The organism is Agromyces sp. NPDC029043 (assembly GCF_055564615.1).
On sequence record NZ_JBVHVX010000003.1, the window covers coordinates 306,334 to 325,568 of the forward strand.

Sequence of the window (19,235 nt, forward strand, 5' to 3'; positions counted from 1 at the left end):
CTGCCGGCTCAGTAGTCGCGTGCGATGAGTGCGTCGGGCACCTCCGCCGCGGCATCCCGGTCGACGAAGAAGACCGTACGGCGGCGACCCTTGATGCCGGCGACGGGCACCTCGTCGCGGCTCGCGCCCGCGAGGGCGAGGCCGAGCGCGGAGGCCTTGTCGGCGCCCGCGAGCACCAGCCACACGCGCTGGGAGGCGTTGATCACCGGGCGCGTGAGGCTGAGTCGCTCGGGCGGCGGCTTGGGCGACTCGCGCACGGCGATGACGGGACGGTCGACGACCTGGATGCCCGACCGGTGCGGGAACAGCGAGGCGATGTGCCCGTCGGGACCGACCCCGAGGAAGACCACGTCGAAGACGGGGTGAGGCAGCCCCTCGGCGCCGAAGCGCTCGAGCTCGGCCGCGTACGCGTCGGCCGCCTCGTCGAGGGTCAGGCCCTGGTCGGAGGCCGGGAACGGATGCACGTTCCCGGCCGGCAGGTCGAGCGCGTCGAGCAGCGCCTCACGCGAGAGGCGGTCGTTCCGGTCGGCGTCGCCGTCGGGCACCCACCGCTCGTCGCCCCACCAGAAGTGCACCCGCTTCCAGTCGACGGACTGCCGAGCGGGCGATTCGCGCACCGCCTCGAGCACCGCGCCGCCCATCGACCCGCCCGTCAGCACCACGTGCACGGTCTCCTGGACGTCGAGGAGGTCGAGCACCTTGGTGATGAAGCGGGCGGCGACCGCCCCGGCCAAGGTGTCCTTGTCGGGATGGACGAGCACGCGGCGCTCGTTCGTCATTCGGTCACTCCTTCGTCGTCGCCCGGCGCTGCGAGACCAGCGCCAGCCCTCTGGTGATCACCTCACCGTACAACTCATCGGGGTCGAGTCGACGCAGCTCGTCGGCAAGGCAGTCGCGAAGGCTGCGACGGGGGAGTGCGACGTCGTGAACAGGCTGGCCGGGCTGGCGCAACGTGGCCACGCCGGGCTGGTCGCGGACCAGCTCGATGCGCCCGTTCGGGCGGACGAGGTGCACGCCGTGGATGCCGTGCGAGCCGTGCTCGAGGCCGGTGAGCGTGCAGTCGGCCGGCGCGCCGAGCTGCATCGACAGCCACGCGGCGAGCAGCGTCGTCGAGGGCGAGTCGACGGCGCCCGTGACGCTCACCGAGGTGACCGGCTCGTACGGGGGCTGGTCGAGCACCGCGGCCAGCTGGGCACGCCAGAGCGTGAGGCGGGTCCACGAGAAGTCCGCGTCGCCCGGTCGGTAGCTCTCGGCGAGGTGGTCGAGCGCGGCCTGCGGGTCGGCCTGGGTCGACGCGTCCGTGATCCGCCGCTGCGCGATGCGGCCGAGCGGCGAGTCGCCGGGCACCGCCGGTGCGGCACCCGGCCACCACGTGACGACGGGAGCGTCGGGCAGGAGCAGACCCATCACCAGACTCTGCTCGTCGTCGGCGGCGTCGCCGCGCGCGCGGAGGATGATGACCTCGCTCGCGCCGGCGTCGCCGCCCACCCGGATCTCGGCGTCGATCCGGCTCTCAGCGGCGGGCGCGTCGACCTCATCCTCGGTGGAGACGACGATGACGCGCATCGGGTGCTCCCGGGACGCGTCGTTCGCGGCCTCGATCGCCTCCTCCTCGCCCTCGTGGGTCGTGGCGATGACGAGGGTGAGGACGCGACCGAGGGCGACGACGCCGCCCTCCTCGCGGATCTTGACGAGGGTCTTGGACACCTGGCTGGTCGTGGTGTCGGGCAGTTCGACGATCATGGGCGCCTCCAGGTGCGTCCGTCGCGGGCGAGGAGCTCGTCGGCGGAGGACGGACCCCACGACCCCGGCTTGTACTGCTCGGGCTGGCCCTGCGTCGCCCAGAACTCCTCGATCGGGTCGAGGATCTTCCAGGACAGCTCGACCTCCTCCTGCCGGGGGAAGAGCGGCGGGTCGCCGAGCAGGACGTCGAGGATGAGGCGCTCGTACGCCTCGGGGCTCGCCTCGGTGAACGCGTGGCCGTAGCCGAAGTCCATGGTGACGTCGCGCACCTGCATGCCCGCACCGGGCACCTTGGACCCGAACCGGATGGTGACGCCCTCGTCGGGCTGCACGCGGATGACCAGCGCGTTCTGCCCGAGCTGCGAGGTCTGGCTGTCGGCGAACACCTGCTGCGGCGCCCGCTTGAAGACCACGGCGATCTCGGTCACGCGACGGCCGAGCCGCTTGCCGGCACGGAGGTAGAACGGCACGCCGGCCCACCGGCGCGTGCCGATGAGCAGCTTCATGGCCGCGTAGGTCTCCGTCGTGGACTGCGGGTTCATGCCGTCCTCGTCGAGGAAGCCGATGACCTTCTCGCCGCCCTGCCAGCCTCCCGAGTACTGACCGCGGGCCGTCGCCGTGGCCAGGTCGTCGGGGAGGCGGACCGCGCGGAGCGTCTTCTCCTTCTCGGCGCGCAGGTCTGCGGCGTCGAACGAGATGGGCTCCTCCATCGCGGTGAGCGCGAGCAGCTGCAGCAGGTGGTTCTGGATGACGTCGCGCGCCGCCCCGATGCCGTCGTAGTAGCCGGCGCGCCCGCCGACCCCGATGTCCTCCGCCATCGTGATCTGGACGTGGTCGACGTAGTTGGCGTTCCAGATCGGCTCGTACAGCTGGTTGGCGAACCGCAGCGCGAGGATGTTCTGGACCGTCTCCTTGCCGAGGTAGTGGTCGATGCGGAACACCGAGTCGGGCGGGAACACCGATGCGACGACGTCGTTCAGCTCGATCGCCGTCTTCAGGTCGGACCCGAACGGCTTCTCGATGACGACGCGCCGCCACTGCCCCTGCTTCTGCTCCGTCAGCCCGGAGCGCTTGAGCTGTTCCGTGACGATCGGGAACGACTTCGGCGGGATGGACAGGTAGAAGGCGTGGTTGCCCATCGTGCCCCGCTCGCGGTCCAGCTCCTCGACGGTCCGGCGAAGGCGATCGAACGCCTCGTCGTCGTCGAAGGCGCCGGGCACGAAGCGGATGCCGCGGGCGAGCTGCTGCCACACGTCCTCGCGGAACTCGGTGCGGGCGTACTGCTTCACCGAGTCGTGGACGACCTTCTCGAAGTCCTGGTCCTCCCAGTCGCGTCGCGCGAAGCCCACGAGCGCGAAGCCCGGGGGCAGCAGCCCACGGTTCGCGAGGTCGTAGACCGCCGGCATGAGCTTCTTGCGCGACAGGTCGCCGGTGACGCCGAAGATGATGAGGCTCGACGGGCCGGCGATCCGGTTCAGGCGGTAGTCCTTCGGCGAACGCAGCGGGTTGTGCGTCGCCGTGATCTCGACCGGATGCATATGCGCTCCCGGCGGATCAGCCGATCGCGGAGCGCAACGACCTGAGGTCGGCGCTCGGATCGGTCAGGGTGAGCGTCAGCACCGGACGACCGTGGTCGGCGAGCACGGACGCGTCGCCCGAGGCCTGCGCGGCGATCAGCTCGCCGAACGTGAACGGCCGCTCGGGGATCTCGAGGTCGTCGGCGGAGCGCTGCACGAGCTGAAGGAACACGCCGTGCGCGGGGCCGCCCTTGTGGTACTGCCCGGTCGAGTGCAGGAACCGGGGTCCCCAGCCGAAGGTGACCGGGCGACCGCTGCGTGCGGCGAGCAGGTCGCGCAGCTCCTCGAGCTCGGGGTGCGCGACGCGGTCGACGTACGCCTGGACCGAGATGTACCCGTCTGCGGGCACCTCCTCGAGCAGCACCTCGATCGCCGACGCGAGGTCGCTCGCCGCGCCGATCACGTCGGGCGTGCCGCGCACCTCGATGCCGTCGGTCACGAACGCGGCGGGCGCCGGCTCGGGACGCGCGTCGAGGAGGCCCCGGGCGGCGATCTTCGCCGACTCGACGTCGGGCTGGTCGAACGGGTTGATGCCGAGGATCCGGCCGGCGACGGCGGTCGCGTACTCCCACACGAGCAGCTGGGCGCCGAGCGTGCCGGACACCCGGATCTCGCCGTCGGTGTCGTCGACGAAGAGGTGCGTGCCCGCGTCGTCGACGAGTCGCACGACCTGCACGTCGGCCGCGACATCCTTCAGCTCGGGCGCGTCGGGGCCGAGGACGACGGGCAGGATGCCGGTGCCCTCCTTGCCCGTCGACTCGGCGATCAGCTGCTCGGCCCAGTCGGCGAAGCCCACGATGTGGGTGCCGTCGGCGACGATCGCCAGCTTGTCGCGGCGCGGCTCGGTCGCGGCGATGGCGGCACCGAGGACGAGCCCGGGGTTCTCCTCGGAATCGACGGCGAGCGCGAGCTCGATCGACTCGGCCTCGGAGAGCAGCTCGTCGAGGTCGACCCCGGCGAGGCCCGACGGAACGAGCCCGAACGCCGTGAGTGCCGAGTAGCGGCCGCCGACCGTGGCATCCGCGTTGAACACCCGGTAGCCCGCGGCGCGCGCGGACTCGTCGAGCGGGGATCCGGGGTCGGTCACGACGATGATGCGCGTCGCCGGGTCGATGCCGGCATCGCGGAAGGCCTGCTCGTACGCGCGGCGCTGCGAGTCGGTCTCGACGGTCGATCCGGACTTGGAGGACACGACGAGCGCACTGCGCTCGAGCCGGTCGGCGAGCGCCGCCCCGACCTGACCGGGCTCGGTCGAGTCGAGCACCGTGAGGTGCGCTCGGGCGGTACGAGTGATGACCTCGGGCGCGAGGGAGGATCCGCCCATGCCCGCGAGCACGATGTGGTCGACGCCGGCGGCGCGGAGTTCGTCGCGCAGGGCGGCGATCTCGGGCAGCAGCGGCCGGGACACCGCGACGGCCTCGGTCCAGCCGAGGCGCTTCGACGCCTCGGCCTCGGCCTCGGGACCCCACAGGGTGGCGTCGAGCGCGGTGATGCGGGAGGCGACGTCGTCGGCCACGAGCTGCGGGACGACGCGGCGGACCGCGTCGGCGGCCGCGCCGCTCACGGAGATGCGGAAGCTCATCGTGCCGCCTCCAGCGCGCCGCGGACCGTCTCCAACAGTTCCTTCCACGACACGATGAACTTGTCGACGCCCTCGCGCTCGAGCAGGAGGGTCACGTCGTCGTAGTCGACGCCGACCGCCGCCAGCGCGTCGAGCACGCGGCCGGCGTCGGTGTACGCGCCGGTCACGGTGTCGCCTTCGATGACGCCGTGGTCGAAGGTGGCCTCGAGCGTCTTCTCGGGCATCGTGTTCACGACGCCGCGTGCAACGAGCTCGGTCACGTACAGCGTGTCGGGCAGCGACGGGTCCTTGACGCCGGTCGAGGCCCACAGCGGGCGCTGGCGGTTGGCGCCGGCGTCGAGCAGGGCGACCGCGCGCGGGCTCGCGAACTGCTGCTCGTAGAGCTCATAGGCGAGGCGAGCGTTCGCCACGCCGGCCTTGCTCTTGAGCGCGAGGGCCTCGGGGGTGCCGATGGCCTGGAGGCGCTTGTCGATCTCGGTGTCGACGCGCGAGACGAAGAACGACGCGACCGAGTGGATGGTCGAGAGGTCGCGCCCGGCGGCCTTGGCCTGCTCGAGGCCGGCGAGGTACGCCTCGATGACCTCGCGGTAGCGGTCGAGGCTGAAGATCAGCGTGACGTTGACGCTGATCCCGGCGCCGATCGCGGCCGTGATCGCGGGCAGGCCCTCGCGGGTCGCGGGGATCTTGATCATGACGTTCGGGCGGTCGACCTTCTCCCACAGGCGGTGCGCCTCGGCGATGGTCGCGTCGGTGTCGTTCGCGAGGTCGGGGGAGACCTCGATCGAGACGCGGCCGTCGTAGCCGTCGGTGCGGTCGTAGACCGGCAGGAAGTGGTCGGCGGCGTCGCGCACGTCGTCGGTCGTGATCTCGAAGACCGCACGGTCGACGTCGGCGCCGTCGGCGGCGAGCGCGTGCAGCTGCTCGCGGTACGACTCACCGTCGGTGAGGGCGGTGGCGAAGATCGTCGGGTTGGTGGTGACGCCGACGACGTCGCGCTCGGCGATCAGCCGCTCGAGGCCGCCCGAGGCGATGCGCTGGCGCGACAGGTCGTCGAGCCAGATGCTCACGCCGGCCTGCGAGAGCGCGGCGGTGGGGGTGTTGGTGCTCATGACAGTGGTCTCCTTCATGCTCGGACTCACGCGGAGGCGAGCGATTCCTTCGCGGCGGCGACGACGGCCTCGGCCGTGATCCCGAACTCGCGGAACAGCGTCTTGTAGTCGGCCGATGCGCCGAAGTGCTCGATCGACACGGCGCGGCCGTGGGTGCCGAGGTAGCGCTGCCAGCTCATCGCCAGGCCGGCCTCGACGCTCACGCGCGCGGTCACCGATGCCGGCAGCACCGACTCGCGGTAGGCGGCATCCTGCTCCTCGAACCACTCCAGGCTCGGCGCCGAGACGACTCGGGCGGACACGCCCTCGGCGGCGAGCTGCTCGCGGGCCGCCAGCGCGACCTGCACCTCGGAGCCGGTGGCGATGAGGATGACCTCGGGCGTGCCGGACGCGGCCTCGGCGAGCACGTACGCGCCCTTGCCGACGTTCGCGGCCGAGGCGAGCGTGTCGCCGGATGCCGCGCCGTCGCCGCGCTCGAACACGGGGATGTTCTGTCGGGTCAGGGCGATGCCCGCGGGCCCGCCGCGACGCTTGAGGACCTCGAGCCACGCGTACGAGGTCTCGTTCGCGTCGGCCGGACGCACGACCGACAGGCCCGGGATGGCGCGCAGCGTGGAGAGCTGCTCGATGGGCTGATGCGTCGGGCCGTCCTCGCCGAGGGCGACGGAGTCGTGCGTCCAGACGAAGATCGACGGGATTCCCATGAGCGCGGCGAGACGCACGGCGGGGCGCATGTAGTCGCTGAAGATGAGGAACGTGCCGCCGAACGGCCGGGTCGGGCCGTGGAGCACGATGCCGTTCAGGATCGACGCCATCGCGTGCTCGCGGATGCCGAAGTGCAGCACGCGCCCGTACGGGTTGCCGCTGAACTCGTGCGTGGAGTGCTCGGCCGGGATGAACGATGCCGCGCCGTTGATGGTGGTCAGGTTCGACTCGGCCAGGTCGGCGGACCCGCCCCACAGCTCGGGCAGCTGCGCGGCGAGCGCGTTGATGACCTTGCCCGACGCGGCGCGGGTCGAGACATCCTTGCCGGCCTCGAACACCGGGAGCGCGTCCTCGAGGCCCTCGGGCAGTTCGCCCGACTCGAGACGGTCGAGCAGCGCCTTGCGCTCGGGGTTGGCCTCGGCCCACGCGTCGAACGCCTGCTGCCAGGCCGTCTTCGCCTCGGCGGCGCGGTCTCGCGCGTTGCCGCGCGTGTGCTCGATGACGTCGTCGGCGACGGCGAAGTGCTGCTCGGGGTCGAACCCGAGCACCTGCTTCGTCGCGACGAGCTCGTCGGCGCCGAGCGCCGAGCCGTGGATCTTGCCCGTGTTCTGCTTGTTCGGTGCCGGCCAGCCGATGATCGTCTTCAGGACGATGATCGACGGCTTGCCGGTCTCGGCCTTCGCGGCCTCGATCGCGTCGTTCAGCTCGGCGACATCCTCGACGTACTCGCCGGACTTCTTCCAGTCGACCGTCTGCACGTGCCATCCGTACGCCTCGTAGCGCTTGGCGACGTCTTCGGTGAAGGCGATGTCGGTGTCATCCTCGATCGAGATCTGGTTCGAGTCGTAGATCACGACCAGGTTGCCGAGCTGCTGGTGGCCCGCGAGCGAGGAGGCCTCGCTCGTCACGCCCTCCTCGAGGTCGCCGTCGCTCGCGATGACGTACACGAAGTGGTCGAACGGGCTCTCACCCGGAGCGGACTCGGGGTCGAACAGCCCGCGCTCGTAGCGGGCCGCGTACGCGAAGCCCACCGCCGAGGCGAGCCCCTGGCCGAGCGGGCCGGTCGTGATCTCGACGCCGTCGGTGTGCCCGTACTCGGGGTGGCCCGGGGTCTTCGAGCCCCACGTGCGGAGCGCTTGGAGGTCGCCGAGCTCGAGGCCGTCGCCCGCGAGGTAGAGCTGGACGTACTGGGTGAGCGAGCTGTGGCCGGCCGACAGGATGAAGCGGTCACGCCCCAGCCACCGGTGGTCGGCCGGGTCGCGGCGCATGACCTTCTGGTAGAGGAGGTAGGCGGCGGGAGCGAGGCTCATCGCCGTGCCGGGGTGGCCGTTGCCGACCTTCTCCACGGCATCGGCGGCGAGCACGCGCGCCGTGTCGACCGCGCGGTCGTCGATGGGGTCCCAGTGCAGAGGTGCCACGGGTTGCTGTTCCTTCCGATTGTGACGGGCGTCGGGGAGCTCTTCTCCGGCTCCCGACCCGCCGGGAAACGCGACGGCGCGGTGGAGCCCGGCGACCGATCCGGTCATGCGTCAGGTGGAGTTGCACGTCGAATCCGCGCCACCGGGCGCGCTCCGATCAGTATATGGAGTACCCCTCACTGTGTGACGGGGCTTGACGCGTCCGGAGGGCGACCGGGGCATGTCCTAGAATCGAACGGGATGCGCGCGCCTGCCGTTCGCGCGCGCCCCGGAAGAGGAATCCATGCAGGCCGCTCCCATCACCCGTGACGCTCGTCCGACGACGAGCCTGCGACGCAAGGTCGCCGCCTACGTCGCACTCACCAAGCCCCGGGTGATCGAGCTGCTCCTCGTGGTCACCGCGCCGACCATGATCCTCGCCTCGAACGGCCTGCCCGACCTGTGGCTGCTCGTCGCGACCCTCATCGGCGGCGCCATGAGCGCCGGCTCCGCGGGCGCCTTCAACTGCTACATCGACCGCGACATCGATCGGGTCATGAAGCGCACCAAGGGCCGCCCCCTCGTCACCGGCGAGCTGTCCGACCGCGAGGCGCTCGTGTTCGCCTACGCGCTCGGCATCGCCTCGATCGTCTGGCTCGGCGTCTTCGCGAACTGGGTCGCCGCCGGGCTGTCGCTGCTCGCCATCCTGCTCTACGTCGTCTTCTACAGCCTGATCCTCAAGCGCCGCACCGCGCAGAACATCGTCTGGGGCGGTGTCGCCGGGTGCATGCCCGTGCTGATCGGATGGGCCGCCGTGACCGGCAGCCTCGACTGGGCGCCGTTCATCCTCTTCCTCATCATCTTCCTCTGGACCCCGCCGCACTACTGGCCGCTGTCGATGAAGTACAAGGACGACTACGCGGCCGCCGGCGTGCCCATGCTCGCCGTCGTGCGCGGGCGCGCGCAGGTCGGGCTGCAGGTCATCCTCTACGCCTACGCCACCGTCGCCGCCTCGCTGCTGCTCATCCCCGTCGCCGGCATGGGCCTGCTGTACTCGACCGTCGCGCTCGTCACGGGCGTCTGGTTCATCGCCGAGTGCCACCGCCTGTACAACCTGGCCATCCGCGGTGTCGAGGTGTCGCCGATGCGCGTGTTCCACGGCTCGATCGTCTACCTCTCGCTGCTGTTCCTCGCCGTCGGGATCGACCCGCTGCTGCCGTTCTGATCCGAGCCCACGCGGGCCGCTGTTCAGGACGGTGGGCGCGCGCCGAGGGTTCGGCGAACCGGGTCGAGCTCGCCCGGCTCGTCGTCCATCGCATGGTGCCCGGACCGCCAGCCGCGGAGCTCCTGTCAGAGGCGTCAGTGCGCGGATGACGCGATGCAGCGTCAGCGCGCGGAGGCCGCGACGGCCGCGTCTGGTGCCGCCGCCTGCACCGATGCCGGGCGCTTGAGCTTCAGCACGAGGACCGTCATGGTCGCCGCGGTGAGCGCGGCGAGGACCATGTGCACGCCGACGGCGAGCGGAGGCAGGCCGTTGCGGGCCTGGTAGAGCCCGACCGCGATCTGGACGAACTCGATCGCGAGCAGCGCGATCGACCAGCGCAGCGTCGGCAGCCGCAGGCGCCACGCGCCGACGACGAGCACGAGCGTGAGGGCGAGCAGCGCGTAGCCCGGCCACGCGTGGACGTGCTCGAGCAGCTCGGCGTTGTAGCCGGTGCGCCCGGCGTCGGCATCGCCCGAGTGCGGGCCCGACGCGGTCGTGAGCACGCCGAAGACGATGGACACGGCGAGGACCGCGGAGGTCGTGTGCGTGAGGGCCGCGTACCAGCCGGGCACGGCGCGCTCGCGCGGGCCGGGAACCGCATCGAGGCGCACGAGGTAGGCGGCCGTGACGCAGACGAGCAGGAGCGAGGCGACGTAGTGGAAGCCCACGATGAAGGGGTTGAGCCCGGTCCACACGGTGATGCCGCCGACGATCGCCTGGGCGACGATGCCGAGCACGACCACCAGCGCGAGGGTCCAGAGGTCGCGGCGCTCGCGGCGCAGCCGCCAGATCGAGAGCACGACGAGCAGCGCCACGATGCCGACGACCCCGGTCATGAGGCGGTTGCCGAACTCGATCACGCCGTGGATGCCCATCTCGGGCGTCGTCACGAGCGAGCTCTCGGTGCACAGCGGCCACGTCGGGCAGCCGAGACCCGATCCGGTGAGCCGGACCGCACCGCCGGTGGCGATGATGATCGTCTGCGCGAGGAACGAGAGCCATGCCACGACCCGCACGCGGCGATCGATGCGGTCGGGCAGCCAGGCGATGACGCGATTCACGCTCGGGGTTCCTGATCCGGGTCGCGGTGGGAGGGTTCTGGGAGTCGGGACTCCGGGACCTTCGACCCTATAGACTTGATTGGTTGGCACTGCCCGACGCGCGCGCCTCGGCGCGGCATCGGCGCACAGCCATTGTAGGTTCGCGACGACGCCACCCGCACATCACCCCATGACCGCAGCGGCACCTCGACCGGGCGGCGGGGGTGGGCCGGACTGATATCCGGTGCGCGGGGAGGAGAAGAGGGAGAGCATGACGGACGTATTGATCGACCGCCCCGAGTTGGAGGGGCTCGGCACGTACGAGTTCGGCTGGGCCGACTCCGACGTCGCCGGCGCATCCGCTCGCCGCGGCCTGTCGCCCGAGGTGGTGGCCGACATCTCTCGTCTGAAGGACGAGCCCGAATGGATGCTGCAGCGTCGACTTCGCGCGCTCCAGCTCTTCGACCGCAAGCCGATGCCCTCGTGGGGCGCCGACCTGTCCGACATCGACTTCGAGAACATCAAGTACTTCGTCCGTTCCACCGAGAAGCAGGCCCAGACCTGGGAGGACCTGCCCGAGGACATCCGCAACACGTACGAGCGTCTCGGCATCCCCGAGGCCGAGCGCCAGCGCCTCGTCGCGGGCGTCGCCGCGCAGTACGAGTCCGAGGTGGTCTACCACCAGATCCGCGAGGACCTCGAGGCGCAGGGCGTCATCTTCCTCGACACCGACACCGCGCTGCGCGAGCACCCCGAGTTCTTCGAGGAGTACTTCGGCACCGTGATCCCCGCCGGCGACAACAAGTTCGCCGCGCTGAACACGGCCGTGTGGTCGGGCGGCTCGTTCGTCTACGTGCCGAAGGGCGTGCAGGTCGAGATCCCGCTGCAGGCGTACTTCCGGATCAACACCGAGAACATGGGCCAGTTCGAGCGGACCCTGATCATCGCCGACGAGGACTCGTACGTGCACTACATCGAGGGCTGCACCGCCCCGATCTACAAGTCCGACTCGCTGCACTCGGCCGTCGTCGAGATCATCGTGAAGAAGAACGCGCGCGTGCGCTACACGACGATCCAGAACTGGTCGAACAACGTCTACAACCTCGTCACGAAGCGCGCGGTCGCGCACGAGGGCGCCACCATGGAATGGATCGACGGCAACATCGGCTCGAAGGTCACGATGAAGTACCCGTCGATCTTCCTCATGGGCGAGCATGCCAAGGGCGAGACGCTGTCGGTCGCGTTCGCGGGGCCGGGCCAGCACCAGGATGCCGGCGCCAAGATGATCCACATGGCGCCGTACACGCAGTCGTCGATCGTCTCGAAGTCGATCGCGCGCGGCGGCGGCCGTGCCGGTTACCGCGGCGAGGTGCGAGTCGATGCGAACGCGCATCATTCGGCCAACACGGTGCGCTGCGACGCGCTCCTGGTCGACACCATCTCGCGTTCCGACACCTATCCCGCCATCGACATCCGCGTCGACGACGTGCAGCTCGGCCACGAGGCGACCGTCTCGAAGGTCAGCGAGGAGCAGCTGTTCTACCTCATGGCCCGCGGCATCCCCGAGGATGAGGCGATGGCCATGATCGTGCGCGGCTTCATCGAGCCGATCGCACGCGAGCTGCCCATGGAGTACGCGATGGAACTCAACAAGCTCATCGAGATGGGCATGGAAGGCAGTGTCGGCTAACACATGAGCACCGCGATGCAGAGCACCGCCATGCCCACTTCGGAGCAGCACGGCTTCCGGCCCCACTCCGACGGCGCGTTCGTCCCCGTGCAGACCCGTTCCGAGCGGTTCCGCTCGACCGAGGTCTCGGAGTTCGCCCCGGTCACGGGCCGCGAGCACGAGTGGAAGTACTCGCCCGTCGCCGCGTTCGCCGACCTCACCTCGGGCGAGCTCGACGGCTCACGCCCCGAGGTGACCGCCGCCGATGTCGCAGGCGCGACCCTCTCCTGGGTCTCGCGGGACGACGACCGCATCGGGCGAGCCGGCACCCCCGAAGACCGCGCGTCGGCGAACGCCTGGTCGAGCTTCGGCGAGGCGCTGGTCGTCTCGGTCAGCGGCGAGGAGGCCAAGACCGTCACCGTGACGCGTTCCGGCCTCGGCGCCTCGCCGCGCGGCGCGCACACCGTGATCGAGGCCGCGCCGAACAGCCGTGCCCTCGTCGTGCTGCGCGGCACGGGCGACGCCCGGCTCGCCGAGAACGTCGAGGTCCTCGTCGGCGAAGGCGCCAACCTCACCGTCGTCTCGCTCCAGGAGTGGACCGACGACTCCGTGCACCTCGCGAGCCACTTCGCCCGCATCGCGCGCGACGCCAAGCTCAAGCACATCGTCGTCTCGCTCGGCGGCAAGGTCGTGCGGGTGAACCCGTCGACCCACCTCGCCGAGCAGGGCGGCGACGTCGAGGCCCTCGGACTGTACTTCTCCGACGCCGGCCAGCACCTCGAGCAGCAGGTGTTCGTGCACCACGACGCACCGCACACGCGATCGCGCGTGACGTACAAGGGCGCGCTCCAGGGCGAGGGCGCACGCAGCGTCTGGATCGGCGACGTCCTGATCGGCAACGCCGCGACCGGAACCGACAGCTACGAGCAGAATCGCAATCTCGTGCTGACCGACGGCACGCGCGCCGACTCCGTCCCGAACCTCGAGATCGAGACGGGCGACATCGAAGGCGCCGGTCACGCGTCGGCGACCGGACGGTTCGACGACGAGCAGCTCTTCTACCTGCAGGCCCGCGGCATCCCCGAGGATGAGGCGCGGCGCCTCGTCGTGCGCGGGTTCCTCGCCGAGGTCGTCCAGCAGATCGGCGACGCCCAACTCGAGGAGCGCCTGATGGCGGCGCTCGAAGCCGAACTCCAGGGGAGCTGACGTGGCATCCACTCGCGTGTGCGGGGTCGATGACCTCGCCGTCAATGAAGCCCAGCGGTTCGTCCTCGACGGCGTCCCGATCGCGGTCGTGAAGGACGCCGCCGGCGACATCTTCGCGATCGGCGACACCTGCACGCACGGCGACATCTCGCTGTCCGAGGGGTTCGTCGAGGACGACACGCTCGAGTGCTGGGCCCACGGCTCGAAGTTCTCCCTCGTGACGGGCAAGCCGCTCACGCTGCCCGCCTACGAACCCGTCCCCGTCTTCAAGGTCGAGATCACCGAGGGGGGCGTCTTCATCGACCCCGAGGTGAAGATCGCCGTCTGACCCCCCCCAGCTCCAGCAGAATTCCGGCCGTCAGTGCGGCCGACACGAACGAAAGAGACCACCGAGACCATGTCCGTGCTCGAGATCAAGAACCTGCATGTCAACGTCGAGACCGACCAGGGAACGCGCGAGATCCTCCGCGGCGTCGACCTGACGATCAACGAGGGCGAGATCCACGCCATCATGGGGCCGAACGGCTCCGGCAAGTCCACGCTCGCCTACACGATCGCCGGCCACCCGAAGTACACCGTCGTCCAGGGCGAGATCCTGCTCGACGGCGAGAACGTCCTCGAGATGTCCGTCGACGAGCGCGCCCGCGCCGGCCTCTTCCTCGCGATGCAGTACCCCGTCGAGATCCCGGGCGTCACGGTCACGAACTTCCTCCGCACCGCGAAGACCGCGATCGACGGCAAGGCCCCCTCGATCCGCGGCTGGGTCAAGGACGTGCGCGAGTCGATGGGCAACCTCAGGATGGACTCCGCGTTCGCCGAGCGCAACGTCAACGAGGGCTTCTCGGGCGGCGAGAAGAAGCGCAACGAGATCCTCCAGCTCGAGCTGCTGAAGCCGCGGTTCGCGGTGCTCGACGAGACCGACTCCGGCCTCGACGTCGACGCGCTCAAGGTCGTGTCCGAGGGCGTCAACCGCGCCCACGCGAACACCGGCCTCGGCATCCTGCTGATCACGCACTACACGCGGATCCTGCGCTACATCAAGCCCGACTTCGTCCACGTGTTCGTCGCCGGCAAGATCGCCGAGCAGGGCGGTCCCGAGCTGGCCGACCGGCTCGAGGAAGAGGGCTACGACCGCTACCACGTGGCCGAGTCGGCCGCCCAGTAGGCGCAGGTAGACTCCGATCATGGTCACCTCACTCGCACCCGAGCGGTTCGACGAGATCAGCGAGGCGCTGAAGGATGTCGTCGACCCCGAGCTGGGCGTGAACATCGTCGACCTGGGGCTCATCTACGACCTCAACTGGGACGACGAGCACGACGCCCTCGTCATCAACATGACGCTGACCAGCGCCGGCTGCCCCCTCACCGACGTGATCGAGGAGCAGACCGCTGAGGCACTGGACGGAACCGTCGAGCGGTTCCGGATCAACTGGGTGTGGATGCCGCCGTGGGGTCCCGAGCGGATCACCGACGACGGCCGCGACATGATGCGCGCGCTCGGCTTCGCGATCTGAACTCGTCGTTTCGCCGGGGGAATAGGCTCGTGCCATGCACGGCACACCAGAACCCGCGACCCGCGAGGGTTATACGCACGGCCACCACGAGAGCGTCCTCCGGGTGCACGAGTGGCGGACCGTCGACAACTCGGCCGCGTACCTCATCCCGCACCTGAGGGCGGGCCTGCGGGTCCTCGATGTGGGCAGCGGCCCCGGGACGATCTCGATCGACCTGGCGCGTCGCGTGCGTCCGGGCACGGTGACCGGCATCGACGCCTCCGCGGAGGTGGTCGACCGGGCGAGCGGTCTGGCGGCCAGCGAGGGCGTCGCGAACGCCGAGTTCCGCGTCGGCGACGCGTACGCGCTCGACTTCGCTGACGACACGTTCGACGTGGTGCACGCGCACCAGGTCATGCAGCACCTGGGTCGACCCGTCGACGTGATGCGCGAGATCCACCGCGTGCTGAAGCCGGGCGGCGTGTTCGCGGCCCGAGACGCCGACTATGGCGGCGTGATCTGGAACCCCGAGTCGGAGGGCCTCGCCCGCTGGCTGCAGCTCAACCACGATGTCTACGCCTGGAACGGGGGCGAGGCCCGCGCCGGCCGGCTGCTGAAGGCGTGGGCCCGCGCGGCGGGCTTCGAGGAGGTCACCGCGTCGGGTTCGGTCTGGGTCTTCTCCTCCGACCGCGATCGCGAGTGGTGGGGCGGCGCGTGGTCGGACCGGGCGACGAAGTCGAGCTTCGCCGCCCACGCGATCGAATCGGGTCACGCCACGAGTGCCGAGCTGGAGTCCGTGGCCGCGGCGTGGCGGGCCTGGGCCGCCGACCCCGAGGGCTGGCTGCTCATGCCGCACGGCGAGATCATCGCGCGCGCCTGACCGGTACGGGGGCCGCGGCCGGGTCACCGGCCGCGTGGTTCACCAGTCGTCGCCGTCTGGCTCCTCGTGACCGCCGGATGACGCGGCCCCCGTCGTCACGACGGTGCCGTCGTCGAGCTCGGCGATCGGGCGCCCCTCGAGCCACGTGAGCGTCCAGTGCCCGCCCGCCCGGCCCGTCGCGCGCGACTCGGCCGCCGCGATCAGCGGGCTGAGCTCGGCGGGCACCGATGCGGGCGGCTCGTCGCCGAACGACCACCGCGTGCCGAGCCGCATCAGAGGTCCTGCTCGAACGTGATCGCCGGGCTGCGGCGGGCGACGTCGTCGGAGAGCGCGAGGCCCTCGGCGTCGCCGGGGTCGTTCGTCCAGGTGAGTCGCGTCGCCCGCAACTCCGCGGCGTGTCCGCGAACGAGGTCGAGCAGCCGGCGGGCGACGCCGTTCCGACGGTGCTCCTCCGTGACGTAGAGGTCGTCGACCACGATGCCGATGGTCGCATCGGACGTGCGCGGCGCCGGGTGGTAGTGCACGAGGCCGACCGGAGTTCCCTCGTCGTCGACCGCGAGCGCGGCGCGCAGAGCGTTGCGGGCGTCCTGGATCCAGCTCCAGACGATGAGCGCCTTGGTGTCGTCGAGCTTCGCGCCTCTCGACGCGCAGTGCGCATCGAACAGGGGGAGCCAGCCGAAGAAGTCGTTCTCGGCGATGTCGCGGATGGTGACGCTCATGCGCGTGCCTCCTCGGCTGCGATCTCGAGCTCGACGTCGCGGACCTCGAGCTCCTCGGACTCGGCGAACTCGAGCACGCCGATGCGGCCGACGGCCCGCAGGTCGCCCTCGGCGTGCGCGAGGAGCGCCGTGGCGGCCTCGGGCGCGGCGATCACGGCACGCGCGACCGGCGTCTTCTGCGAGGCCTTCGCGTCGGTCTTCGCGCGCCGGATCCCGGTGAGCGCGAGGCTCGCGAGCTCCATCAGCTCGACGCCCGCGTCGCCGCGGGCGGCGAGCTCGTCGACGGTCGGCCACGACGCGACGTGCACCGATCCGTCGTTCGACCACCGCCACGCCTCCTCGGCGGCGAACGGGATCACGGGCGCGAACAGGCGAAGCAGCACGCTGAGCGCGGTCTTCAGCGCGGCGACCGCCGACGCCTGCTCCTCGCTCGGCTCGCCGTACGCGCGCTCCTTGACGAGTTCGAGGTAGTCGTCGCAGAACGTCCAGAAGAACGTCTCGGCGACCTCGAGTGCGCGGGCGTGGTCGTACGCGTCGAGCGCGCGGGTGGCCTGCTCGACGACCGTCGCGAGCCCGGCGAGCATGCTGCGGTCGACGGGCACCGACACCGCGGCATCGGCCCGGCCCTCGAAGCCCAGGATGAACTTCGCCGCGTTCAGCACCTTGATCGCCAGGCGGCGGCCGATCTTGACCTGCGTTGGGTTCTGCGGGTCGAAGGCGGCGTCGGTGCCGAGCCGCGAGGACGCCGCCCAGTAGCGCACCGCGTCGGAGCCGTGCTGCTCGAGCAGGCCGGCCGGGGTCACGACGTTCCCCTTCGACTTCGACATCTTCTTGCGGTCGGGATCGACGATGAAGCCGGAGATCGCGGCGTTGCCCCACGGGGCCGCGCCGTGCTCGAGCTCGGCCCGCAGGGCCGTCGAGAACAGCCAGGTGCGGATGATGTCCTGCCCCTGCGGGCGCAGCGCGTAGGGGAAGACGAGGTCGAACAGCTCGGGGTCGCGCTCCCAACCGCCGGCGAGCTGCGGGGTGAGCGACGAGGTCGCCCAGGTGTCCATGATGTCGTGCTCGCCGACGAACCCGCCGGGCACGCCGCGCTGCGACTCGTCGTAGCCGGGTGCCGCGGTGGACGACGGGTCGACGGGCAGCATCTCGCGCGTGGCGATGATCGGTCGGTCGTGCACCGGGTTGCCGTCGCCGTCGATCGGGTACCAGACGGGGATCGGGACGCCGAAGAAGCGCTGGCGCGAGATGAGCCAGTCGCCCGAGAGGCCGCCCACCCAGTTCTCGTAGCGCACACGCATGAAGTCGGGGTGCCAGTCGATCTCGCGTCCGCGCTCGACGAGGCGCTCGCGCAGCGACTCGTCGCGCGCGCCGTTGACGATGTACCACTGACGCGTCGACACGATCTCGAGCGGGCGGTCGCCCTTCTCGTAGAACTTCACGGGATGCGTGATCGCCTTGGGGTCGGCGAGCAGGTCGCCCGACTCGCGGAGGAGCTCGACCACGGCCTGCTTCGCCGAGAACGCGGTCTTGCCCGCGAGCTGCGCGTACGCCGCGAGGCCGTCCTCCGACGCGATCGCGTCGGGGGCCTCCGACACGATGCGACCGTCGAAGCCGATGATGGCGCGGTTCGGCAGGTCGAGTTCGCGCCACCACACCACGTCGGTCACGTCGCCGAAGGTGCAGATCATGGCGATGCCCGTGCCCTTGTCCTTCTGCGCGAGGTGATGCGCCACGACGGGTACCTCGACGCCGAACACCGGGGTGGTCACCGTCGTTCCGAAGAGCGGCTGGTACCGCTCGTCGTCGGGGTGCGCCACGAGCGCGACGCAGGCGGGGATCAGCTCGGGCCGGCTCGTCTCGATCTCGACGTGGCCGCCGTCGGGCCGGTGGAACGCCACGCGGTGGTAGTGGCCGGGCTGCTCGCGGTCTTCCAGCTCGGCCTGTGCCACGGCGGTGCGGAACGTGACATCCCAGAGCGTGGGGGCGAGCGCCTGGTAGGCCTCGCCGCGCTCGACGTTGCGGATGAACGCGAGCTGCGACGTGAAGAGCGCCTCGTCGGCGATCGTGCGGTACGTCTGGGTCCAATCGACCGACAGGCCGAGCGTGCGCCAGAGCGCCTCGAACTGCTGCTCGTCCTCGGCGGTCAGCCGCTCGCACAGCTCGATGAAGTTGCGGCGGCTGATCGGCACCTGGTCGGCGGGCTTGATCGTCTTGCCCTCGGTGCCCTGGAACGGCGGGGTGAAGTCGGCGTCGTACGGCAGCGACGGGTCGCAGCGCACGCCGTAGTAGTTCTGCACGCGGCGCTCGGTGGGCAGGCCGTTGTCGTCCCAGCCCATGGGGTAGAAGACGCACTTGCCGCGCATGCGCTGGAACCGCGCCATGACGTCGGTGTGCGTGTACGAGAACACGTGGCCGATGTGCAGTGAGCCGGAGGCGGTCGGCGGCGGCGTGTCGATCGAGAAGATGCGCTCGCGCGTCGCCTCGTCGCGACGGAACCGGTACGTGCCGTCGGCTTCCCAGACCCCGCCCCACTTGGACTCGAGGCCCTCGAGAGCGGGCTTGTCGGGGATGCGCGCGGTGTCGGTCATGATGCTCCGGTTCGGTATGTGCGGCACCGAGTCCATGGGGGTGCCTGAATGTGGGACGCTCAAGCCTACCGGAGACGCGCGAACCATGCCGTGATCGGCCCAGACGGGCTGCCGCCGGCTGCGGCGAGGGGGGGGGGGGGGGGGGGGGGGGGGGGGGGGTTGGGGGGGAGGCGGGGGGGGGGGGGGGGGGGAAGAGGGGGGGGGGCAGGGGTTCGGCCTTTTTGAGCGCGGGGTGTGGCCCTGGTCTTCTCCGAATAAGA

At 70.6% G+C, this 19,235-nt stretch carries 17 protein-coding genes; 7 read left to right on the forward strand and 10 right to left on the reverse strand.

Annotated features, from left to right (window positions below; all coding sequences use genetic code 11):
* Window positions 1–8 precede the first annotated feature (8 nt).
* The 6 genes from pgl to tkt are packed head-to-tail and all read right to left on the reverse strand — an operon-like array spanning window position 9 to window position 8,134.
* Window positions 9–779 carry a 6-phosphogluconolactonase gene (gene pgl, locus ACZ4TW_RS06740; protein WP_465541383.1) on the reverse strand — a complete coding sequence of 257 codons (771 nt, stop codon included), beginning with the start codon at window positions 777–779 and terminating at the stop codon, window positions 9–11.
* A gap of 4 nt (window positions 780–783) precedes the next feature.
* Window positions 784–1,743 carry a glucose-6-phosphate dehydrogenase assembly protein OpcA gene (locus ACZ4TW_RS06745; protein ID WP_465541385.1) on the reverse strand — a complete coding sequence of 320 codons (960 nt, stop codon included), beginning with the start codon at window positions 1,741–1,743 and terminating at the stop codon, window positions 784–786.
* Window positions 1,740–3,281, reverse strand: a complete 1,542-nt coding sequence (zwf, locus tag ACZ4TW_RS06750; protein ID WP_465541387.1) for a glucose-6-phosphate dehydrogenase — start codon at window positions 3,279–3,281, stop codon at window positions 1,740–1,742. The genes ACZ4TW_RS06745 and zwf overlap by 4 nt, the downstream gene beginning before the upstream one ends.
* Before the next feature lie 16 nt (window positions 3,282–3,297).
* A complete protein-coding gene (locus ACZ4TW_RS06755) occupies window positions 3,298–4,902 on the reverse strand; it encodes a glucose-6-phosphate isomerase (RefSeq protein WP_465541389.1) in 1,605 nt (534 codons plus the stop codon).
* Window positions 4,899–6,011 carry a transaldolase gene (tal, locus tag ACZ4TW_RS06760; RefSeq protein ID WP_465541391.1) on the reverse strand — a complete coding sequence of 371 codons (1,113 nt, stop codon included), beginning with the start codon at window positions 6,009–6,011 and terminating at the stop codon, window positions 4,899–4,901. The genes ACZ4TW_RS06755 and tal overlap by 4 nt, the downstream gene beginning before the upstream one ends.
* A 26-nt stretch (window positions 6,012–6,037) precedes the next feature.
* The gene (gene tkt / locus ACZ4TW_RS06765) at window positions 6,038–8,134 is read right to left on the reverse strand and encodes a transketolase (RefSeq protein WP_465541393.1); all 2,097 of its coding nucleotides are present in this window, start codon (window positions 8,132–8,134) and stop codon (window positions 6,038–6,040) included.
* Window positions 8,135–8,417: 283 nt separating this feature from the next.
* Between tkt and ACZ4TW_RS06770 the strand changes: the two genes are divergently transcribed.
* Complete coding sequence (locus ACZ4TW_RS06770; protein WP_465541395.1) at window positions 8,418–9,338, forward strand: heme o synthase; 921 nt, start codon at window positions 8,418–8,420, stop codon at window positions 9,336–9,338.
* Between the two features lie 161 nt (window positions 9,339–9,499).
* On the opposite strand, the gene ACZ4TW_RS06775 is transcribed toward ACZ4TW_RS06770, so the two are convergent.
* On the reverse strand, window positions 9,500–10,438 hold the full coding sequence (locus ACZ4TW_RS06775; RefSeq protein ID WP_465541397.1) for a COX15/CtaA family protein: 939 nt from the start codon (window positions 10,436–10,438) through the stop codon (window positions 9,500–9,502).
* 250 nt (window positions 10,439–10,688) lie between these two features.
* On the opposite strand from ACZ4TW_RS06775, the gene sufB reads away from it, so the two are divergent.
* The 6 genes from sufB (at window position 10,689) to ACZ4TW_RS06805 (ending at window position 15,665) form a co-directional block, all read left to right on the forward strand.
* Window positions 10,689–12,107 (forward strand): Fe-S cluster assembly protein SufB, encoded by a 1,419-nt coding sequence (sufB, locus tag ACZ4TW_RS06780; RefSeq protein WP_465541399.1) that lies wholly within the window; start codon window positions 10,689–10,691, stop codon window positions 12,105–12,107.
* Window positions 12,108–12,110: 3 nt separating this feature from the next.
* Window positions 12,111–13,292, forward strand: coding sequence for a Fe-S cluster assembly protein SufD (gene sufD / locus ACZ4TW_RS06785; RefSeq protein WP_465541400.1), 1,182 nt, complete (start codon window positions 12,111–12,113; stop codon window positions 13,290–13,292).
* Window position 13,293: 1 nt separating this feature from the next.
* On the forward strand, window positions 13,294–13,620 hold the full coding sequence (locus ACZ4TW_RS06790; protein ID WP_465541402.1) for a non-heme iron oxygenase ferredoxin subunit: 327 nt from the start codon (window positions 13,294–13,296) through the stop codon (window positions 13,618–13,620).
* Between the two features lie 69 nt (window positions 13,621–13,689).
* Window positions 13,690–14,457 (forward strand): Fe-S cluster assembly ATPase SufC, encoded by a 768-nt coding sequence (sufC, locus tag ACZ4TW_RS06795; protein WP_465541404.1) that lies wholly within the window; start codon window positions 13,690–13,692, stop codon window positions 14,455–14,457.
* Window positions 14,458–14,476: 19 nt separating this feature from the next.
* Complete coding sequence (locus ACZ4TW_RS06800) at window positions 14,477–14,806, forward strand: metal-sulfur cluster assembly factor (RefSeq protein WP_092669939.1); 330 nt, start codon at window positions 14,477–14,479, stop codon at window positions 14,804–14,806.
* Between the two features lie 34 nt (window positions 14,807–14,840).
* Window positions 14,841–15,665, forward strand: a complete 825-nt coding sequence (locus ACZ4TW_RS06805; protein ID WP_465541406.1) for a class I SAM-dependent methyltransferase — start codon at window positions 14,841–14,843, stop codon at window positions 15,663–15,665.
* Between the two features lie 39 nt (window positions 15,666–15,704).
* Here the strand turns inward: ACZ4TW_RS06805 and ACZ4TW_RS06810 are convergent, their stop codons facing one another.
* Genes ACZ4TW_RS06810 through valS form a run of 3 tightly spaced genes read right to left on the reverse strand, consistent with a single transcriptional unit; the run spans window position 15,705 to window position 18,975 of the window.
* Window positions 15,705–15,938 carry a hypothetical protein gene (locus tag ACZ4TW_RS06810; protein WP_465541408.1) on the reverse strand — a complete coding sequence of 78 codons (234 nt, stop codon included), beginning with the start codon at window positions 15,936–15,938 and terminating at the stop codon, window positions 15,705–15,707.
* Window positions 15,938–16,384 (reverse strand): GNAT family N-acetyltransferase, encoded by a 447-nt coding sequence (locus ACZ4TW_RS06815; RefSeq protein ID WP_465541410.1) that lies wholly within the window; start codon window positions 16,382–16,384, stop codon window positions 15,938–15,940. Before ACZ4TW_RS06815 ends, ACZ4TW_RS06810 begins: the two co-directional genes overlap by 1 nt.
* On the reverse strand, window positions 16,381–18,975 hold the full coding sequence (valS, locus tag ACZ4TW_RS06820; RefSeq protein ID WP_465541412.1) for a valine--tRNA ligase: 2,595 nt from the start codon (window positions 18,973–18,975) through the stop codon (window positions 16,381–16,383). Before valS ends, ACZ4TW_RS06815 begins: the two co-directional genes overlap by 4 nt.
* Window positions 18,976–19,235: the final 260 nt, after the last annotated feature.

What these genes read in the sequence shown, in the direction of transcription:
- pgl (WP_465541383.1), bottom strand. Translation starts at nt 779, where the DNA reads ATGACGAACGAGCGCCGCGTGCTCGTCCATCCCGACAAGGACACCTTG.
- ACZ4TW_RS06745 (WP_465541385.1), bottom strand. Translation starts at nt 1,743, where the DNA reads ATGATCGTCGAACTGCCCGACACCACGACCAGCCAGGTGTCCAAGACC.
- zwf (WP_465541387.1), bottom strand. Translation starts at nt 3,281, where the DNA reads ATGCATCCGGTCGAGATCACGGCGACGCACAACCCGCTGCGTTCGCCG.
- ACZ4TW_RS06755 (WP_465541389.1), bottom strand. Translation starts at nt 4,902, where the DNA reads ATGAGCTTCCGCATCTCCGTGAGCGGCGCGGCCGCCGACGCGGTCCGC.
- tal (WP_465541391.1), bottom strand. Translation starts at nt 6,011, where the DNA reads ATGAGCACCAACACCCCCACCGCCGCGCTCTCGCAGGCCGGCGTGAGC.
- ACZ4TW_RS06770 (WP_465541395.1), top strand. Translation starts at nt 8,418, where the DNA reads ATGCAGGCCGCTCCCATCACCCGTGACGCTCGTCCGACGACGAGCCTG.
- sufB (WP_465541399.1), top strand. Translation starts at nt 10,689, where the DNA reads ATGACGGACGTATTGATCGACCGCCCCGAGTTGGAGGGGCTCGGCACG.
- sufD (WP_465541400.1), top strand. Translation starts at nt 12,111, where the DNA reads ATGAGCACCGCGATGCAGAGCACCGCCATGCCCACTTCGGAGCAGCAC.
- sufC (WP_465541404.1), top strand. Translation starts at nt 13,690, where the DNA reads ATGTCCGTGCTCGAGATCAAGAACCTGCATGTCAACGTCGAGACCGAC.
- ACZ4TW_RS06800 (WP_092669939.1), top strand. Translation starts at nt 14,477, where the DNA reads ATGGTCACCTCACTCGCACCCGAGCGGTTCGACGAGATCAGCGAGGCG.
- ACZ4TW_RS06805 (WP_465541406.1), top strand. Translation starts at nt 14,841, where the DNA reads ATGCACGGCACACCAGAACCCGCGACCCGCGAGGGTTATACGCACGGC.
- ACZ4TW_RS06810 (WP_465541408.1), bottom strand. Translation starts at nt 15,938, where the DNA reads ATGCGGCTCGGCACGCGGTGGTCGTTCGGCGACGAGCCGCCCGCATCG.
- ACZ4TW_RS06815 (WP_465541410.1), bottom strand. Translation starts at nt 16,384, where the DNA reads ATGAGCGTCACCATCCGCGACATCGCCGAGAACGACTTCTTCGGCTGG.
- valS (WP_465541412.1), bottom strand. Translation starts at nt 18,975, where the DNA reads ATGACCGACACCGCGCGCATCCCCGACAAGCCCGCTCTCGAGGGCCTC.